Genomic DNA, 17,655 nt, shown 5'->3' with positions numbered 1-17,655 from the left:
CCGATCCACGCGCCGTCCAGCGCTTTCTCAAAGCCGGCCGGCTCGCCTGCGTCGCGTTGACGCATTTGCCATTGCGGCGCGTCCGCCGATCGGGCACTCAAGATCCGCAATGACAACCTCCACCGACCATTGGGCCGCGCGCGCGGCGCCGGCCATTTTCGTGGTGCTGTGGAGCACCGGCTTCGTCGGCACCAAATATGCGCTGAGCGGCGCCGAGCCGCTGACCTATCTCACCCTTCGGATGATCCTGGTGGTGGGGCTGATGGCGATCATCGCCCTGGTCGCCCGGCCGCGCTGGCCGAACCTCGCCGGCATCGGCCATAGCGTGGTGGCCGGGCTGCTGGTGCACGGCGTGTATCTGGCAGGCACCGCGATTGCGATCGCGCATTCGGTGCCGGCCGGGCTGTCGGCGCTGATCCCCGGCCTGCAGCCGATCCTGACCTCGACGCTGGCCAATCGCTGGCTCGGCGAGCGCGTCACCGCGCAGCAATGGCTGGGGCTGGCGCTCGGGCTGGGCGGCGCGCTGATGATCATGCACAACCGCAGCATCACCGGTGACGCGGGGTGGGGCTGGTTGGCCTCGGGCTGCTCGCTGATCAGCATCACGCTCGGTACGCTGTATCAGAAGCGGTTCTGCAGCGGCATCGACTGGCGCGCCGGCAACATCGTTCAGTTCCTCGCCGCGATGGCGCTGTTCGGCGTCGGCGCGCTGCTGTTCGAAACCCGCGAGGTGCGCTGGACCGCCGAGTTCGTGCTGGCGCTGACGTGGCTGGCGCTGGTGCTGTCGATCGGCTCGATCGGCCTGCTGTACTGGCTGATCCGCCGCTCGGCGGCGACGTCAGTGGCGAGCCTGTTCTATCTGGTGCCGGCCGTGACCGCGTTGATGGCGTTCGTGCTGTTCGACGAACGCCTCGACGCCATCGCCATCGCCGGCATGGCGATCTGCGCCGCCGCGGTCTTCCTGGTGAACCGGACGCGGGTGTAGCGCGGAGCGCGCCCGACGCGAGCGCTCGTTTGCTAAACGGTCTTGTGGCGGAAACCCAATCATTTGGAATGCTCCACGAAAGCGGAGGTCCCACGTGGCGAGCCGCTTGCGGCAAGCGCGCTTCGGATGGCAACGAGGGGTCACGCCTGCCGGCGCCGAGGTTTGAGCTTCGCGATGGCGTGGCGTGCCCGGCCGCTCCGGGATGAAACGGATTGCCCGATGGGCGGCGCGGAATCCGGGGCGCCGCCTGCTACTGATCCGCGCAGCAAAAAGCCTCCGGATTTGCGTCCGGAGGCTTTTGCGAGAGGATGGGCCGCATGGGGAAGGCGGCTTGGTGCCGTTACTTCTTGGCCTTCTTGCCGGCCTTTTTCGCGGTCTTTTTGGAAGCCTTCTTGGCCGAGCTCTTGGCGGCCTTGGCTTTCTTGCCCGCCTTCTTGGCGGACTTCGCAGCGGTCTTCTTGGAAGCCTTCTTGGGCGCCTTCTTGGCGGATTTCTTCGCGGCCTTCTTGCCAGCCTTCTTGGCCGGGGCCTTCTTCGCCTTCTTGGCGGTCACTTTCTTGGCGACCTTCTTGGCCGCCTTGCTGACGGCCTTGCGTGCCTTCTTGACCACCTTCTTGGCTTCGTCGGCGGCCTCGCCGATGGCATCCGTCACCTGTTCGATCAGCGGCTTGTCGTCGTCCATGTCGTCCCCCAGGGGTTCTAGAGCAGGGTTTGCGGAGCAGAGTTTACAGAAAGTCCAGACGGAATCGACGATAGCCGATTCGCTTCTGTTAGTAGCGATACTAACCGAAGTTGTTCAACGTTGACGCAGTTCGGCGTAGGCCGCAAGGGCCCGCGCGCGGCCGGCCTTGTGATCGACGATCGGCTCCGGGTAGTTGCCGCCCAGCGTGACCCCCGCCGCGGCAAGCTCGACCGGCGTTGCGCTCCACGGCTGGTGGATGAATTTGTTCGGCAGGTCGGCGAGTTCAGGCACCCAGCGCCGCACATAGTCGCCGGCGGGGTCGAATTTCTCGCCCTGCAGCACAGGATTGAACACGCGGAAATACGGCGCGGCATCCGCGCCGCAGCCGGCGACCCACTGCCAGTTGGCCGGATTGCTGCCGGGGTCGGCATCGACCAGCGTGTCCCAGAACCAGGCTTCGCCGAGCCGCCAGTCGATCAGGAGGTGCTTGACCAGGAACGACGCGACCACCATGCGGACGCGGTTATGCATCACGCCGCAGTGCCACAGCTCCCGCATCCCGGCGTCGACGATCGGATAGCCGGTGCGGCCGTGCTGCCAGGCGTGCAACGCCGCCTCGTTGCTGGTCCACGGAAAGTCGTCGAAGGCCGGCTGCAGATTGCGCGCGGCGAGATCCGGATGATCGGCCAGCAGATGCAGGCAGAACTCGCGCCAGCCGAGCTCGCTGAGAAACTTGTCGACATCGGCCGCAATCGCCGGCCGCTCGGCCGCGGCGAAGCGCGCCGCGAACCACACCTGCCGCGGACTGATTTCGCCGAACCGCAGATGCGGCGACAGCCGCGAGGTCGCGTCGCGATCCGGGCGGTCGCGCCCGGTGGCATAACCGGGCAGGCCTTCGAGGAAGGCCTTCAGCTTGTCCCGCGCGGCATTTTCGCCAGCCGTCCAAGTTGCGCGCAAGCCACCAGCCCAATCCGGTGTGGTCGGCTCGAGCTGCCACGACGCCAGATCGTCGCTCTGCACGCCGGGCAGGGCGCGCAGCTGGGTCGGCGCCGGCAACGATGGCGGCGGATCGCCGAGGCTGAGCACGCGTCGCCAGAACGGCGTGAACACCCGCAGGCCGCGGCCTTCCTTGGTGCGGATCGCATCAGGCGCGGCGAGCAGATCGCCACGGTGGCGGTGATGCGCGATGCCGGCGACGCTGAGCGCTTCCGCCAGATCGTCGGCGATGGCGCGATACGGTCCGATCTCGATCTCGTTCCAGTGCACCGCCGCTGCATCGACCTGCCGGGCCAGTTCGGCAATGATGTCGGCGGCAGGGCCCCGGCGCAGGATCAGCGCGCCGCCGCGCGCCTGCAGCCCGGCCGCGAGCGCGCGCAGCGATTGCGCCAGCCACCACCGCGACGCCGCGCCGAGCGGCCGCGCCAGCGGTGGGCGGAGCTGCGCGCTCTCCTCGTCGAACACATGGACGCAGATCAGCGGCGCCCTGGTGGTAGCCGCTTCATGCAGGGCCGGATGATCAGAGAGCCGCAGGTCGTCGCGAAACCAGACGATGACGGGGCGGGACGCGGCTTTGGCCATCAGGACTCCATCGAAAGGGGAAATCGCGCGGTGGGTTCGGTTGCAGGGTTGAAACGGAAAGAGAAGTGAAGCGTATTGAAGATGATGCGGCTGTTTGCGGGAGACTGATGTGAAGCGGTATGGTGTTCTTTATCTGGCGACGTTTCTGGTTCTGATCCCGCTGGATTTCCTTTTCCTCGGAACGATTGCGAAGAGTTTTTTCAACGCACAGGTCGGCGAAATGCTCGGCCCGGTCCGGATGTTGCCGGCGGTGATGTTCTATCTGCTCTACGTCGTCGGCATTCTGGTATTCGTCAATGGCTCGGCCACGGCCACCTGGCAATCCTCGTTGATGTTCGGGGCTCTGTTCGGCCTGTTCTGCTACTCGACCTTCGAGCTGACCTCGCTGGCGCTGCTGAAGCACTGGACCTGGCCGGTGGTGGCCGTGGACATCTCGTGGGGCGTGTTCGTCACCGCGGTGTCCGGCGCGCTCGGCCTGCTGTTGGCCGACTGGCTGTCGCCGCGCTGAACGGCCGAGCTTCCAAGCCGCGAGCTTCCAAACAGACTGCCAAGCCAAGGCGCTACGGCCGCAGCTTCGCGTGCGGCCGTAGCATGCTGCCGTCTTTTTCATGTCGGTGTTGAGGCACCGGATGGCATTCGCGCGGCTGAACCTGACGCCGTCTCACTGCGACATTCTGGTAAGCAAGCTGCCCCGATAAAGCCTTCGCTGCGCCGCAACGCCGCCGGAGCGGCTTGCGATCTCATCGTCGGTGACCGCGGTCACTGCGACTTGTCCGCAACGCTGTCGATAACTCCGCGGTGCCGGACAAGGAACTCGCAAGCGACGACGAAAGCTTAACCAAGCGTTTACGCCGGCGTGGAAATGCTGGTCGACAACCAACATGATGAGTAAGGAACCATGACTGCCGCTGCCCTGGCCGACGAGATCGGCATCGAACCCCACCGGATTTCGGACCGCTACAGCGCCGCGCAGGCGCTCGGTGTCGTGCGCGACGGTGTGATCACCGGCGAGGGCCCGACCACGCGTGGTAGAGTCCATTTCTCACGCACCCTCGATGCGGCCGACGCCGCCTGGTGTGTGCGCATCCTCACTGCGCCGGCCGTCGAGAACCAGCCGATCAGCCGCGCCGAATGCGAGGCGCTGTTCGAGATCAATGCCGCCGCTGCCGAGCGCAAGGATAGCGGCCGGTTCGACGACCTGTTCGCCAAGGCGGTGGTGCATCACGCCGCTGCCGCGTCCGGCCTGCCGGTGCCATCGCGCAGCGTCGCGCTGGCGCCCGACACCGAGATCGAGTCCTGGGCACCGACCCAGGCGGTCGGGGTAAACACCGAAGTGCTGGAATGGATCGGCCGGCAGATGCGCGGCAGCGCGCGTCCGAACAACCGCACGCTGATGCGCATGGTGGCAACTCTGATCGGCGTCGCCACGTTGCCGCTGATCCAGCTGCCGAACGTGTTCGATCTGGGGATGTAAGTTCGTCGTCATGGCCGGGACGAGCCCGGGCATGACGAGCTGATCAGTGGATTTTGGAGACGGCGGGGGATTACTTCCCCGCCGTTTTCTTTTTGTCGGTGTCGTCGAGGCCGAGCGTGCGGCCGGGGAAGCCGGCGGCGTCGAAATAGCGCTGGTCGCCAACGCGCTGGAACGCCAGCACTGTGCGCAGGCCGTTCGCCGGCTTGGAGCGGAGCACGCTGGACGTTGCCTTCGGCGTCGCGCCGTCCGGCATCGCCTCGGTCATCACCCGGCCGACCAGCTTGCCCTTGTTGGTCGGCGTCAGGCCGAGCAGATGCGCGGCGGTGAAGCCGACGTCGGCGTTGCTGACGGGTAGGGGATCGGCGAACCCGGCTTTGAAGCTCGGGCCGATCGCCGCCATGAAGTTCATGGTGTCGCCGCGGCTGAACGAGCCGTGCATGCCCTGGCCCTGCCGCAGCACGGTGTCGGCGATCTGCACCGAGCAGGTGGTCGGCTCGGCACAGCCCGACGCGTAGGAGCGGAAATTGACGACGATCGCCGGTGTCGGCGTCCGCGCCTGGCCCTTCAGATTGAGCGCGGACATCGGCAGCGTGCCGGGGAAGCTGCCGAGCGCGTCGTCGACGAAAAGGCCGCTGACATAGTCCTGCTCGAGCAGCGCCTTGACGGTGCGCCCAGCGAGCTTCTTGTCCTTGCCTGGCAGATAGATCAGGTCCGAGCCGCCATTGGTGGCGACCACCAGATCGGGCTTGGCGGGATCCTTGCCGAGCACGCCGTTGCCGAATTTGGGATGGGCGTCGGCCGCGACCGGCTTGTTGCCGTCGTTCGGATCGGACAGCGGCAGCTGCAGCGCCTTAGCCAGATCGATCGCGAGGAAGCCCATCGGCAGGAAGCCGGCCGGGGTGTCCGCGTAGGTGACCTTGGCGGACGGACTGGTCTTGCTCTCCTTGGAGATCGTCGAGAAGCCGTGGTCGGCGGACACGATGATGTTGGTCGAGGCGCTCAGCCCCAGTTCATCCAGCGCCTTGCGAAGCTGGGCGAGGTTGTTGTCGGCATTGCGGATTCCGGCCATCGAGGTCGGGCCGTTGATGCCCGGAACGATCTGGTTGAGGCTGTCGCCGTGATTGTGCTGGCTGCCGTCCGGATCGCGCGACCAGAACACCAGCACGAACGGCTTGCCGCGTTCCTTGAACAGCGGCAGCACCACCTTGGTGGCGACGTCGGCGAAATAGGCCTGCTGCGGAATATTGGCGTCGACCGTGCCGGGCGTCTTGGCGTCGCCGGCCTTGGCGTTGGCGCCGCGGGACGGCGTCGCGGTCGGCAGGCCGGCCTTTTCCAACGCCGCCTTGATCTCGTCGGCCACCGGCACGCCGCGGGGCGTCCCGGTGGCGTCGTCGAACACGATCGAATGCAGGCCGGGGCGGTCGACGCGGTCGGTGTGGTCGAACAGCAGGGTCGGGCCGAGCTTGCCGATCGCCGCGGTGCTGAGGCCCTTGTCGCGAGCCAGCTTCAGCAGCGTCTCCTCATTCAGGTAATTGCCGTCGAAATGATTGTCGATGTCACCCAGCACGTCGTCGTTCTCGATGAACGGAACCACGGTATTGCCGGCCGGGACCGACGGGTAGCCGGTATAGATCGTGTTGCTGAAAGTGCCGGTGTCGCCGAGATAGTGGCCGGTGGCCATCGCCGAGCTGTTGGCCATGGTGAAGGTCGGAAACAGCGAATGCGGATTCCGGAAATTCACCCCCTGGTCGCGCAGCGCCGCCATGGTTGGAGCGATTTGCCGCGTCACGGTCAACGCGCGCAGCCCGTCAGGGATGAACAGAATCAGGTTGCGGGGCTGGCCGTTCTGGGCGAAAGCGGAGGCTGTCGACAGGAGGACGAGGCCCGCAACGAGTGGGGTGAAAATGCGACGCATGGATATCCCTCGGGCTGGAAAAACGGGGGGCCGGCGACGCACCCCTTCGCATTAACTAGTTTTCCTCGGCGACAGAATTGTTACAAGCACACGCGCAATGCCGATTGCCGTCCCGGCCGGGAGGGCAGAACCACCCCAAGGTCGCAAGCAACAAGAACATGTTCAAACGCATCCTGATCGCCAACCGTGGCGAGATCGCCTGCCGGGTCATCAAGACCGCGCGCCTCATGGGTATCGAGACGGTCGCCGTCTATTCCGAGGCCGACCGTGACGCGCTGCACGTCGAAATGGCTGATGAGGCGGTCCTGATCGGACCGGCCGCTGCGGCCGAGAGCTATCTGGTGATCGAGAAGATCGTCGAGGCCTGCAAGAAGACCGGCGCCGAGGCGGTGCATCCCGGCTACGGCTTCCTGTCCGAGCGCGAGTCGTTCCCGCGCGCGCTGGCCGACGCCGGCATCGTGTTCATCGGTCCGAACCCCGGCGCGATCGCCGCGATGGGCGACAAGATCGAATCCAAGAAGGCGGCCGCCAAGGCCAAGGTCTCGACCGTCCCGGGCTATCTCGGCGTGATCGAGGACGACAAGCACGCCGTGAAGATCGCCGACGAGATCGGCTATCCGGTGATGATCAAGGCGTCCGCCGGCGGCGGCGGCAAGGGCATGCGCATCGCGCATTCGACTAGTGAGGTCGCCGAAGGCTTCAATCTCGCCAAGGCCGAGGCTAAGGCGTCGTTCGGCGACGACCGCGTCTTCATCGAGAAGTTCATCGTCGATCCGCGCCACATCGAAATCCAGGTGCTCGGCGACAAGCACGGCAACGTCATCTATCTCGGCGAGCGCGAATGCTCGATCCAGCGCCGCAACCAGAAGGTGATCGAGGAAGCGCCGTCGCCGCTGCTCGACGAGGTCACCCGCCGCAAGATGGGCGAGCAGGCGGTCGCTCTGGCCAAGGCCGTGAACTACGACAGTGCCGGCACCGTGGAGTTCGTCGCCGGCCAGGACAAGAGCTTCTACTTCCTCGAGATGAACACCCGCCTGCAGGTCGAGCATCCGGTCACCGAGATGATCACCGGCATCGACCTCGTCGAGCAGATGATCCGCGTCGCGGCCGGCGAGAAGCTGCAGATCGCGCAGAAGGACGTCACGCTGAAGGGCTGGGCGGTGGAGAGCCGTGTTTATGCGGAAGATCCGTTCCGGAACTTCCTGCCGTCGATCGGCCGCCTGGTGAAGTATCGTCCGCCGGCCGAGAGCACCAATGACGGCGTCACCGTGCGCAACGACACCGGCGTGCAGGAGGGCGGCGAGATCTCGATGTTCTACGACCCGATGATCGCCAAGCTGGTGACGCACGCCCCGTCGCGCGCCGCGGCGATCCAGGCGCAGGCGCACGCGCTCGACGCGTTCTACGTCGACGGCATCCGCCACAACATCCCGTTCCTGTCGGCGCTGATGACGCATCCGCGCTGGCGCGAGGGTAACCTCTCGACCGGCTTCATCGCCGAGGAATTCCCGCAGGGCTTCGCGGCCCGCACGCCGGAGGGCGAGGTCGCCCGCCGCATCGCCGCGGTCGGCGCCGCCATCGATCGCGTGATCGGCGAACGCAAGCGCAAGATCTCGGGTCAGATGATCGGCCGCGCCGTGATCCGCGAGCGCCGCCGCTGCGTCTGGCTCGACCGCACGGAGATCCCGCTCGACGTCATCCGCGAGGGCGACGGCTTCGTGGTGCGCTTCCTCGAGGCGGACGGCTCGCTCGGCGCGCCGCATCAGTTGCTGTCGTCGTGGATTCCGGGCGAACCGGTGTGGGAGGGCACGCTCGACGGCCACCCCGTGGCGATGCAGGTGCGCGCCATCCCGAACGGATTCCGGCTGGCGCATCAGGGCTACGAGGTCGCCGTCAACGTCTTCACCGAGCGCGAGGCCACTGCCGCGCGCTGGATGAAGGAAGGCGACAAGGCCGACACCGGCAAGAAGGTGCTGTGCCCGATGCCGGGCCTTGTTGTTTCGATCGCCGTCACCGAAGGCCAGGAGGTCAAGGCCGGCGAGACTCTGGCCGTGGTCGAGGCGATGAAGATGCAGAACGTGCTGCGCGCCGAGCGCGACGGCCAGATCAAGAAGATCCACGCCGCCGCCGGCGCCACGCTGGCGGTCGACGCGGTGATCATGGAATTCGCGTAAGCGCCATGGCCTGGCGCGACCGCCGCGGCGCGTTGCGGGCGATCCTTCAAGGATCGGCCTGCGTGCGCCCCGCGTCGGTCTATGACGCGATCTCGATCCGGATCGCCGACGATCTCGGCTTCGAGCTGGGGATGTTCGGCGGTTCGGTCGCTTCGCTGGCGATCCTGGGCGATCCCGACATCGCGCTGATCACGCTCACCGAACTTTCCGAACAGATGCGCCGGATGGCGCGCGCCGCCGCGCTGCCGGTGCTGGTCGATGCCGATCACGGCTATGGCAACGCACTGAACGTCCGCCGCACCGTGCAGGAACTGGAAGCTGCCGGCGCCGCCGGTCTCACCATCGAAGACACCCTGCTGCCGCAGGCCTATGGCGCCGCGGGGCCGCAACTCATTTCGCGCGAAGAGGGCCTCGGCAAGATCAAGGCGGCGCTCGATGCGCGGCTCGATCCGTCGCTCGTGATCGTCGGCCGCACCGGCGCCTGCGCGATTACCTCGCTCGACGATGCGATCGCGCGCGCGGCGGCCTACGAGGCTGCCGGCGTCGATGCGCTGTTCTTCACCGGCGTGAAGACCCGCGATCAGCTCGCCGCCATCAGCGCGGCGACGAAGTTGCCGATCGTGCTCGGCAGTCCGCCGGCCGAACTGGCGGATTGGGACTATCTCGCCGCGCAGCGCGTGCGCATCGCGGTGCAAGGCCACGCGCCGATCGCCGCTGCGACCGAGGCGGTGCATAAGACGCTCTCCGCCATTCGAGCCGGCGCCGCGCCGAAGCAACTCACCGGACTCGCGACCGCCGAGCTGATGGACCGGGTCACACGTTCGGACCTGGTCGAGGAGCGCGAGGCGCAGTTTCTCGGGCTCGCGCGCGAATGAGCACGGTCGTCCGCCACGTCATGATCCGCGGCCGCGTCCAGGGCGTCGGCTATCGCGTCTGGGTGGCGCAGACCGCGGAGTCCTATGGCCTCGACGGCTGGGTCCGCAACCGCCGCGACGGCAGCGTCGAAGCACTGTTCGCCGGTGCTGAGGCAACGGTGGCGGAGATGATCGCCAAATGCCACCACGGCCCGTCTGCCTCGCGCGTCGACGCGGTGGTGGTCGACGAGGCGGAGGCTGATCTGTTGGCGCAACGCGGAGCGGACGAGCGGTTTTCGATTTTGCCGACCGTGTAGTTGGCGGGCGACATAGCCTCCCAGACGCGGAGGTCCGCTCAATTACATTCGTCTATCATCGTCATGCCCGGCCTTGTGCCGGGCATCCACGTTCTTGTGCGTTGAGGCAGGGTAGACGTGGATGGCCGGGACGAGCCCGGCCATGACGGCGTTGTGTGCAGTTATTTGATGAGAGCCGTTCTGCTCTAGGTGGAGTCGCGCTTGATGATGCGCGGCCACAAGTACAACCTCATGGTGAGGAGGCGCGCAGCGCCGTCTCGAACCATGCGCTACCGGGACTGCGTGGCCCCATCCTTCGAGACGCCCGGCTTCGCCGGGCTCCTCAGGATGAGGACTCAGTGCTTCCGGAAAGGCCGGATCGCTTCAATCAATCGACGAAGCGCACGACTATCAAATCCGCGTCCCCGTCATTGCGAGCCAACGGGTCGGCGCGGAGCGCCGCCCGATGACAGGCTCCGCGAAGCAATCCAGGCTCCGAGCACAGCAGCTGGATTGGTTTCGTCGCTACGCTCCTCGCAATAACGGTCTCTCCTCACTCAACAACGGTTTGTCGCCCTTCAACGCTCGCTCCGCGTTCGGCTCTCGGCAAGCGACCATCGTTCGCGTCGTTGCGGTCTTGCGTGGCGCACGCGGCCAACCTGCGATTGTCGACGCTTGCATCATCGCGTGATGATTAGTTCGCGTCAGCGAACACCCGTCGGTGCAGTGCACAAGTGCGCTTGCCGTGTATGCATCGGATTTCGTCTTGCAATTAGTAAAAAGACGGGGGAGGATCGCGTAACAAAAAAAGCAAGGCTTGGGATGGCGCTCAGTCGGGTTAATCAGCAGGGCATCGTGCTCGGCATCTTTGCCGTCATGTTTGTCGCTTTCGTCGTGTTTCTTCCGGGCTTCTTCACCACCGCAAATATGCTGACGCTGCTGCAGAACGTGTCCGTTCTCGGCATTCTCGGCCTTGCGATGGCGATCGTGGTGATCGGCCGTGGCATCGATATCTCGCTGATCGCTGTGCTCGCGGTGCCGCCGGGTCTCGTGCTGCAGATGGTGCAGGACGGCAGCTCGCTGCCGATCGCGCTTTCGGTGGCGCTGCTGCTGGCGGTGGCGTTCGGCGTGTTCAACGGCTGGCTGATCGCTTACGCCGAAGTGCCGGCGCTGTTCACTACGCTGGCCAGCGGATTGTTTCTCGCCGGCTTCGGCCAGGCGGCGCTGTTCAAGCTCGACGTGGTGCAATGGAGCCCTGGCATGCAGGGCTTCGAATGGCTCGGGCAGGGACAACTGCTCGGTGTGCCGCTGCCGATCATCGTGTTCGGGCTGGCTTGTCTCGCGGTCGCCTTCCTGCTGCGCAGCACGCGGCCCGGGGCCTATATCTACGCGGTCGGCGACAACCCCAACACCGCGCGCGTCACCGGCATTCCGACGCGCCCGATCATCGTACTGCAATATGTGCTGGCGGCGCTGATCGGCTGCTTCGCCGGCCTCGTCATGGCGTCGTCGGTCAACAGCATGCCGACCCGCATTTTCAATTCGACGATGATCTACGACGTCATCCTGGTCGTGGTGCTCGGCGGCATCGGCCTGTCAGGCGGCCGCGGCGGTGTGCTCAACGTCGTGATCGGCACGCTGCTGATCGGCACCATGCTCAATGGCATGACGATCATGGACGTCTCCTATTCGGGGCAGAATCTGGTGAAGGGCGTCGTGCTGCTGATCGCGGTGATTGCCGACTCCTTCCTCAACCCGCGCAACGAGGAGACCGCCCAGCAGGGCGACATCTGACGACTCCGAACAGCCACGGCGAACAACGTCGGGCGACGAGACCAACGATCAAGGGAGGGTGACCATGTCGATTCAACTCAAGCGCACCGCATTGCGGCTGATCCTCGCCGCGAGCGCGGTGGCGGCGCTGGCACTGCCGGCCCGCGCGCAGCAGGGGCTCGACGAGCCGTTCCAGGGGCCGTTCAAGGCGGCGCTGGCCGGCAAGACCGTCGCCTACATTCCGGTGGCGATGAATTTCGACCTCACCGAGGGCTGGTTCGCCGGGGTCAAGCGCGAGCTCGAGCCGTTCGGCATGAAGGTGATCGTGCGCGATCCGAACTGGAGCACCAGCGCCGGCGCGCAGGCGCTGACCACGCTGATCTCGGAGAAGCCGGCGGCGATCATCGTGCACAATCCCGACGTGCAGACCTACGCCAAGCTGCTGCAGCGCGCCGAGAAGGAAGGCATCTTCATCATCCAGATCAACATGGGCTCGGTGTATCGCAGTTCGGCCTTCGTCGGCGCCAACTGGATCGAGGTCGGCGAGCGCGCCACCGAGGCCGTGGTGAAGGCCTGCGAGGGCAAGTCCGGCAAGATCGCGGTCGTGCAGGGTGCGCTGTCGGCGGCGACTTCGGCCTACACGCTGAAGGGTGTCGAGAACGTGCTCGCCAAGAACCCGAACATTAAGGTGGTGTCCTCGCAGGCGGCCGATTGGGACGCTGCCAAGGCAAAGGCGATCACCCAGACGGTGCTGAAGCAGAACCCGGATCTGTGCGGCATCGTCGGCTTCTGGGACGGCATGGACATCGGCACCGCGGCGGCGGTGAAGGAGGCGGGGCTCACCGGCAAGGTGTTCGTCGCCACCTCGGGCGGCGGCGAGCGCAAGGGCGCCTGCGAGCTGGTGAAGTCGGGCGCGTTCGATCTCAATCTCAGCTACGACGTGCCGATCCAGGCCGCCGACATGGCGGCGATGATCAAGTGGCTGCTCTCGTCGGGCGCCAAGCCTGGCGACGTCAAGGGCTCGATCTACACCACGCTGATCCCGATCACCAAGGACAATGCCGGCTCCGACACCGCCTGCTGGAATCTCAGCGACCTGAAGAAGTAACGCACGCGCGCTCCGATCCCGGCGCCGCCCGCGTTGAGCGGGCGACCGCTGCGGGCGCGCGCGCCTGCACATCGGCGACCCTCCAGTCCAGCGGGCACCATGCAAGAAGCTCTCGTCAAGTTTAAGTCGCGCTATTGGCCGGATCATCTGCTCGGCGAGATCCTGTCCAAGCGCTGGACCGAAACCGCGATCCCGATGATCGTGCTGATCGTGGTGGCGATCGCGCTCAGCCGCGCGATCCCGGGCTTCCTGTCGCCCGGCTCGCTCAGCGACACCGCGCGGCAGGCCGGCGAGATCGGTTTCGTCGTGCTCGGCATTGCGCTCGTCGTGATCGTCGGCGGCATCGACCTGTCGGTCGGCTCGATGTTCGCTCTGTGCGACTTCTGCGCGCTGTACTGCCTCAACGTGCTGAACTGGCCGGTGCCGGCGGTGATCGTCGCCACCATCGCCTGCGGCGCACTGCTCGGCAGCATCAACGGCATCCTGATTGGCTATCTGCGGCTGCGCGCCTTCATCACCACGCTGATCACGCTGATCATCTTCCGCTCTGCCTATGATTTGCTGCTGGTCGGCAATTCGGTGAAGATCGCCTCGTCGATGCCGGACTTTCCGCTGTGGGACTTCATCGGCGGCGGCGACGTTTTCGGGATTCCGAGCGTCGCGCTGTTGTACATTCTGGTGGCGATCTTCGGCCACATCTTCCTGACGCGGCTGCGGCCGGGCTGGCACATCACCGCGATCGGCGGCTCGCGGCGCTCGGCCTACAATTCCGGCATCCCGGTTCGCCGCACCATCGCGCTGTGCTACGTCGCCAGCGGCGCGCTGACCGCGATCGGCGCGCTGTTCTTCGCCGCAAGGCTCGGCACCGTCGGCGGCGACGTCGGCATCGGCCTCGAAGTCACGGTGCTGACCGCCACCGTGCTCGGCGGCATCACGCTCGGCGGCGGCAAGGGCTCGGTCGCCAAGGCGCTGGCCGGCACGCTGATCGTGCTGTTGATTACCAACGGCCTGACCACGCTGTCGGTGCGCGGCGGCTACAACCGCATGGTGCTGGCGTCGATCCTGCTGGTCGCGGCGATGATCGACATCCGCTGGCTGAAGAACCGCAACCGTATCATCAGCAAGGTCTATGTGGCGCCGGCCTATCACTATCTGCCGCCACCACCGCCGACCGAGATCGGCAAGGGCGGTCCGTTCGAGCAGAACGACAAGCTGCGCGACGTGTCGCTGATCGGTCTCGGCAAGATCGAGGCGCCCGAAGACGTCATCCTCGACCGTCACGACAACCTCTATGCCGGCTCGCGGCACGGCGACATCATGAAGTTTCATGCGCCGGACTACACGCGCATGGAGGTGTTCGCCCATATCGGCGGCCAGCCGCTCGGCATGGCGTTCGACCGCAATGATAATCTCTACTGCTGCATCGGCGGCATGGGGTTGTACCGCATCGCGCCGGACGGCAAGGTCGAGAAGGCGACAGACGAGACCAACCGCAGCATCTGGTCGGTCAATGACGACAGCCGGCTGCGGCTCGCCGACGACCTCGACATCGCCGACGACGGCCGCATCTTCTTTTCGGAAGCCACGGTGCGCTACGAGATGGACGAATGGCCGGTCGACGGCCTCGAGGCCCGCGGCAACGGTCGCATCATCTGTTACGATCCCAACACCAACACCACCCGCACCGTGTTGCGCGGGCTGAAATTCCCCAACGGCATTGCCATCGCCAGCGATCGGCAGTCGATCCTGTTCGCCGAAACCTTCGGCTGCTCGATCAAACGCTATTGGTTCGACGGGCCGAAGTCCGGCAAGGTCGAAGTGGTGATGGACAATCTGCCGGGCTATCCGGACAACATCAATCTCGCCTCGGACGGCAACTACTGGCTGGCGCTTGTCGGAATGCGCTCGCCGGCGCTCGATCTGGCCTGGCGGATGCCGGACTTCCGCCGCCGCATGGGCAAGCGGCTGCCCGTCGACGAGTGGCTGTTTCCCAACATCAACACCGGCTGCGTCGTCAAATTCAACGAGCAGGGCCAGATCCTCGAATCCTTCTGGGATCTGTCCGGCGCCAATCATCCGATGATCACCTCGATGCGCGAGCATCGCGGCCATCTGTATCTCGGCGGCATCGCCAACAACCGCATTGGCCGCTACAAGCTCGACGGCGCCGATCCGAACTTCGTGCAGTACGACAAGCGATGGGGGAAACAGCCATGATCCCGGCGCTTCGCGAATTCGCGCATCGCTTCCTCGGCCGCGGCGAGGGCGCCATCACGGTGCCGCCGTTCGATGGCGCGCTGAAGCCGAACCAGACTCTCGAGCACGCAGAGGTCGTCGCGACGCTCCGTGGCGCCGAAGATCTCGCGACCGATGGCAGCACGCTTTTCGTCGCCGATGGCAACGCCGTGCTGCGGCTGGATGGCGCGTCGGTGGTTCCGGTGCGGCAGTTCGATCAGCAGCTGACGGCGCTGTGCGTGCTGCCGGATGGCCGGCTTGCGGTGGCGTTGGCGGGGCGCGAGGTGCGGGTGTTCGCACCGGGCGATGCCGGCGATGTCGTCATCAGCGGCGCCGGCATGACCGCCGTCAACGCTTTGGCACCCGGCCGGAACGGCGCGCTACTCGCGACCGACGGCTCGACCGAGTTGCCCTATGCCGAGTGGGGCCGCGATCTGCTCAGCCGCGGCCGCAGCGGCCGGCTGCTGTCGATCGATCCGGCATCGCGCAAGATCGAAGTCCGCGCGACAGGCCTGCGCTACGCCTTCGGCGCGGCGGCGTCGGGCGACACGACGCTGGTGAGCGAGAGCTGGCGCCATCGCTTGATCGCCGTCAGCGCCAAAGGCGACATCAAGCCGGTGTTCGACCATCTTCCGGTTTATCCGTCGCGACTGTCGCCTGTAGCCGGCGGCGGGTTCTGGATGACTGCCTTTACGGCGCGGACCCAACTGATCGAGTTCGTGTTGCGCGAGGCGGCGTATTGCCGACGCATGATGGCGGAGATCGATCCGGAGTTCTGGATCGTGCCGCGGCTGACCGCCGGGCACTCGTTCCGCGAACCGATGCAGGGCGCGCATCTCAAGACCATGGGCATCATCAAGCCGTGGGCGCCGCCGCGTTCCTATGGGCTCGTGGTCCGGCTCGGCGCCGACTACGCGCCGCTGTATTCGCTGCACAGCCGCGTCGACGGCAGCAACCACGGCGTTGTCGCGGCGGTGCAGATGGCCGACAGCCTTTACGTGCTGGCCAAGGGGCCGGGACGGCTGCTGCGGCTGAAACTCTCCGACATTCAAGCCGAGGCCGGCGCATGACGGACAACGTTCTGGAATTTCGCAAGGCGACCAAGCTGTATTCCGGCGTGCCGGCGATCGATGGCGTCGATTTTCAACTCCGTCGCGGCGAGATCCACGCGCTGGTCGGCGAGAACGGCGCTGGCAAGTCGACGCTGACCAAGGCGATGGCCGGCGTGGTGACGCTGACCTCGGGCACCATGCTGGTCGACGGCAAGGAGGTGGCGCCCAAGACGCCGCTCGAAGCGCGGCATCTCGGCATCGGCATGGTGTTTCAGGAGAACAGCCTGGTGCCGACCATGACGGTGGCGCAGAATCTGTTTCTCGGCCAGGAGAAATTCTACAACCGGCTGCGCGGCATCTACATCGCCGCCCAGCAATTCCTGCAATCGCTAAATTTCGACGTGACGCCGACCGCGACAGTCGGGATGCTCGGCGCGGCGCAGAAGCAGATGGTCGAGATCGCCCGCGCGGTGCTGCATCAGGCCAAGGTAATCATCTTCGACGAGCCGACCGCGACGCTGACGCCGGAGGAGAAGAAGTACTTCTTCGATCTGGTGCGCGACTTGAAGAAACGCGGCGTCTCGATCGTGTTCATCTCGCACGCGCTCGAAGAGGCGCTGCTGCTGGCGGACCGCATCACCGTGCTGCGCGATAGCAAGCACGTGGTCACCGACGATGCGCGCAATTTCGACCGCGACCGCATCGTCCAGGCGATGGTCGGCCGCGACCTCTCGAACACGCTGTATGGCAAGCGCAAGACCACGGTGCGTCCCGCCGGTGAGCGGATGCTGACGATCCAGAATCTGAAGTTGGCGCCGATGGTGAAGAACAATTCGCTGTCGATCTTCGCCGGCCAGATCACCGGCGTGTTCGGGCTGGTCGGGGCAGGGCGTACCGAGACCTTCAAGATCGCTGCCGGCGTGCTGAAGCGGGACCTGTTCCACGGCGGCGAGATTCTGCTGCGCGGCGAGCCGGTGCGTTATCGCGTCCCAGCCCCGGCCGTGAAGGACGGCATCGCCTACATCACCGAGGACCGCAAGGTCGAAGGTTTCTTCGAGACGATGTCGATCGCCCGCAACGTCTATCTCGGCCTGCTCGCCAAGTTTCCGCGCGGCCGCTTCCTGCTGTCGCGGCGCGAGGCGCAGACCAGCGGCGAGAGCTGGATCAAGCAGCTCAACGTCCGCGCCATCAGCCCCAAGGCCAAGGTTGTGGAGCTGTCGGGCGGCAATCAACAGAAGGTGGTGATCGCCAAATCGCTCGTGCAGGACCCGAGCGTGGTGATCTTCGACGAGCCGACCCGCGGCGTCGACGTCGGCGCGATCGTCGAGATTCACGAGCTGATCAATCGCCTCGCCGACGAGGGCCGGGCGGTGGTGGTGATCTCGTCCTACCTGCCGGAGATCCTGGCCCTGTCCGATCGGATCCTGGTGAGCCGGCAGGGCAAGGTGGTCGAGGAATTCTCCTGCCTGGACGCGACCGAAGAAAAGATCATGTACGCGGCGATCCATTGACGGGTGTGGCCGCTGGCG

14 protein-coding genes are annotated in these 17,655 nt (G+C 65.9%); 11 read left to right on the top strand and 3 right to left on the bottom strand.

All coding sequences use genetic code 11. The features are described from left to right. Positions 1 to 109 precede the first annotated feature (109 nt). The gene (locus ACFFJ6_RS23505) at positions 110 to 985 is read left to right on the top strand and encodes a DMT family transporter (RefSeq protein WP_378392507.1); all 876 of its coding nucleotides are present in this window, start codon (positions 110 to 112) and stop codon (positions 983 to 985) included. 340 nt (positions 986 to 1,325) lie between these two features. Here the strand turns inward: ACFFJ6_RS23505 and ACFFJ6_RS23500 are convergent, their stop codons facing one another. Together ACFFJ6_RS23500 and ACFFJ6_RS23495 are read right to left on the bottom strand one after the other, a co-directional pair. Then, complete coding sequence (locus tag ACFFJ6_RS23500) at positions 1,326 to 1,667, bottom strand: hypothetical protein (RefSeq protein ID WP_378392505.1); 342 nt, start codon at positions 1,665 to 1,667, stop codon at positions 1,326 to 1,328. A 114-nt stretch (positions 1,668 to 1,781) separates the two neighbouring features. Continuing rightward, positions 1,782 to 3,245: a cryptochrome/photolyase family protein gene (locus ACFFJ6_RS23495; protein WP_378392503.1), complete on the bottom strand. Its 1,464-nt coding sequence runs from the start codon at positions 3,243 to 3,245 to the stop codon at positions 1,782 to 1,784. Between the two features lie 109 nt (positions 3,246 to 3,354). Between ACFFJ6_RS23495 and ACFFJ6_RS23490 the strand changes: the two genes are divergently transcribed. Together ACFFJ6_RS23490 and ACFFJ6_RS23485 are read left to right on the top strand one after the other, a co-directional pair. Further along, a complete protein-coding gene (locus ACFFJ6_RS23490) occupies positions 3,355 to 3,753 on the top strand; it encodes a DUF2177 family protein (protein ID WP_378392501.1) in 399 nt (132 codons plus the stop codon). 390 nt (positions 3,754 to 4,143) lie between these two features. After that, positions 4,144 to 4,719, top strand: a complete 576-nt coding sequence (locus tag ACFFJ6_RS23485; protein WP_378392499.1) for a hypothetical protein — start codon at positions 4,144 to 4,146, stop codon at positions 4,717 to 4,719. A gap of 70 nt (positions 4,720 to 4,789) precedes the next feature. Here ACFFJ6_RS23485 and ACFFJ6_RS23480 read toward each other — a convergent pair whose 3' ends face one another. Further along, on the bottom strand, positions 4,790 to 6,634 hold the full coding sequence (locus tag ACFFJ6_RS23480) for an alkaline phosphatase family protein (protein ID WP_378392497.1): 1,845 nt from the start codon (positions 6,632 to 6,634) through the stop codon (positions 4,790 to 4,792). 158 nt (positions 6,635 to 6,792) lie between these two features. Between ACFFJ6_RS23480 and ACFFJ6_RS23475 the strand changes: the two genes are divergently transcribed. The 8 genes from ACFFJ6_RS23475 (at position 6,793) to ACFFJ6_RS23440 (ending at position 17,637) form a co-directional block, all read left to right on the top strand. Further along, positions 6,793 to 8,808 carry an acetyl-CoA carboxylase biotin carboxylase subunit gene (locus tag ACFFJ6_RS23475; RefSeq protein ID WP_378392495.1) on the top strand — a complete coding sequence of 672 codons (2,016 nt, stop codon included), beginning with the start codon at positions 6,793 to 6,795 and terminating at the stop codon, positions 8,806 to 8,808. Positions 8,809 to 8,813: 5 nt separating this feature from the next. Next, the gene (locus ACFFJ6_RS23470; protein WP_378392493.1) at positions 8,814 to 9,683 is read left to right on the top strand and encodes an isocitrate lyase/PEP mutase family protein; all 870 of its coding nucleotides are present in this window, start codon (positions 8,814 to 8,816) and stop codon (positions 9,681 to 9,683) included. Next, complete coding sequence (locus ACFFJ6_RS23465; RefSeq protein ID WP_378392491.1) at positions 9,680 to 9,979, top strand: acylphosphatase; 300 nt, start codon at positions 9,680 to 9,682, stop codon at positions 9,977 to 9,979. The genes ACFFJ6_RS23470 and ACFFJ6_RS23465 overlap by 4 nt, the downstream gene beginning before the upstream one ends. Positions 9,980 to 10,780: 801 nt before the next feature. Continuing rightward, a complete protein-coding gene (locus ACFFJ6_RS23460; RefSeq protein ID WP_378392489.1) occupies positions 10,781 to 11,752 on the top strand; it encodes an ABC transporter permease in 972 nt (323 codons plus the stop codon). A 64-nt stretch (positions 11,753 to 11,816) separates the two neighbouring features. Next, positions 11,817 to 12,839, top strand: a complete 1,023-nt coding sequence (locus tag ACFFJ6_RS23455) for a sugar ABC transporter substrate-binding protein (protein WP_378392487.1) — start codon at positions 11,817 to 11,819, stop codon at positions 12,837 to 12,839. Positions 12,840 to 12,938: 99 nt separating this feature from the next. Beyond that, complete coding sequence (locus tag ACFFJ6_RS23450; protein ID WP_378392485.1) at positions 12,939 to 15,056, top strand: ABC transporter permease; 2,118 nt, start codon at positions 12,939 to 12,941, stop codon at positions 15,054 to 15,056. Beyond that, entirely contained in the window at positions 15,053 to 16,144 is a 1,092-nt protein-coding gene (locus tag ACFFJ6_RS23445; protein ID WP_378392483.1) for a hypothetical protein, read from the top strand. The genes ACFFJ6_RS23450 and ACFFJ6_RS23445 overlap by 4 nt, the downstream gene beginning before the upstream one ends. Next, positions 16,141 to 17,637 carry a sugar ABC transporter ATP-binding protein gene (locus tag ACFFJ6_RS23440; RefSeq protein WP_378392481.1) on the top strand — a complete coding sequence of 499 codons (1,497 nt, stop codon included), beginning with the start codon at positions 16,141 to 16,143 and terminating at the stop codon, positions 17,635 to 17,637. Before ACFFJ6_RS23445 ends, ACFFJ6_RS23440 begins: the two co-directional genes overlap by 4 nt. Positions 17,638 to 17,655 lie beyond the last annotated feature (18 nt).

This window comes from Rhodopseudomonas telluris (assembly GCF_042432815.1).
Classification (GTDB): domain Bacteria; phylum Pseudomonadota; class Alphaproteobacteria; order Rhizobiales; family Xanthobacteraceae; genus Rhodopseudomonas; species Rhodopseudomonas telluris.
The sequence above is the reverse complement of the archived record's forward strand: the minus strand, read 5'-3'. Positions and strand labels throughout refer to the sequence as shown.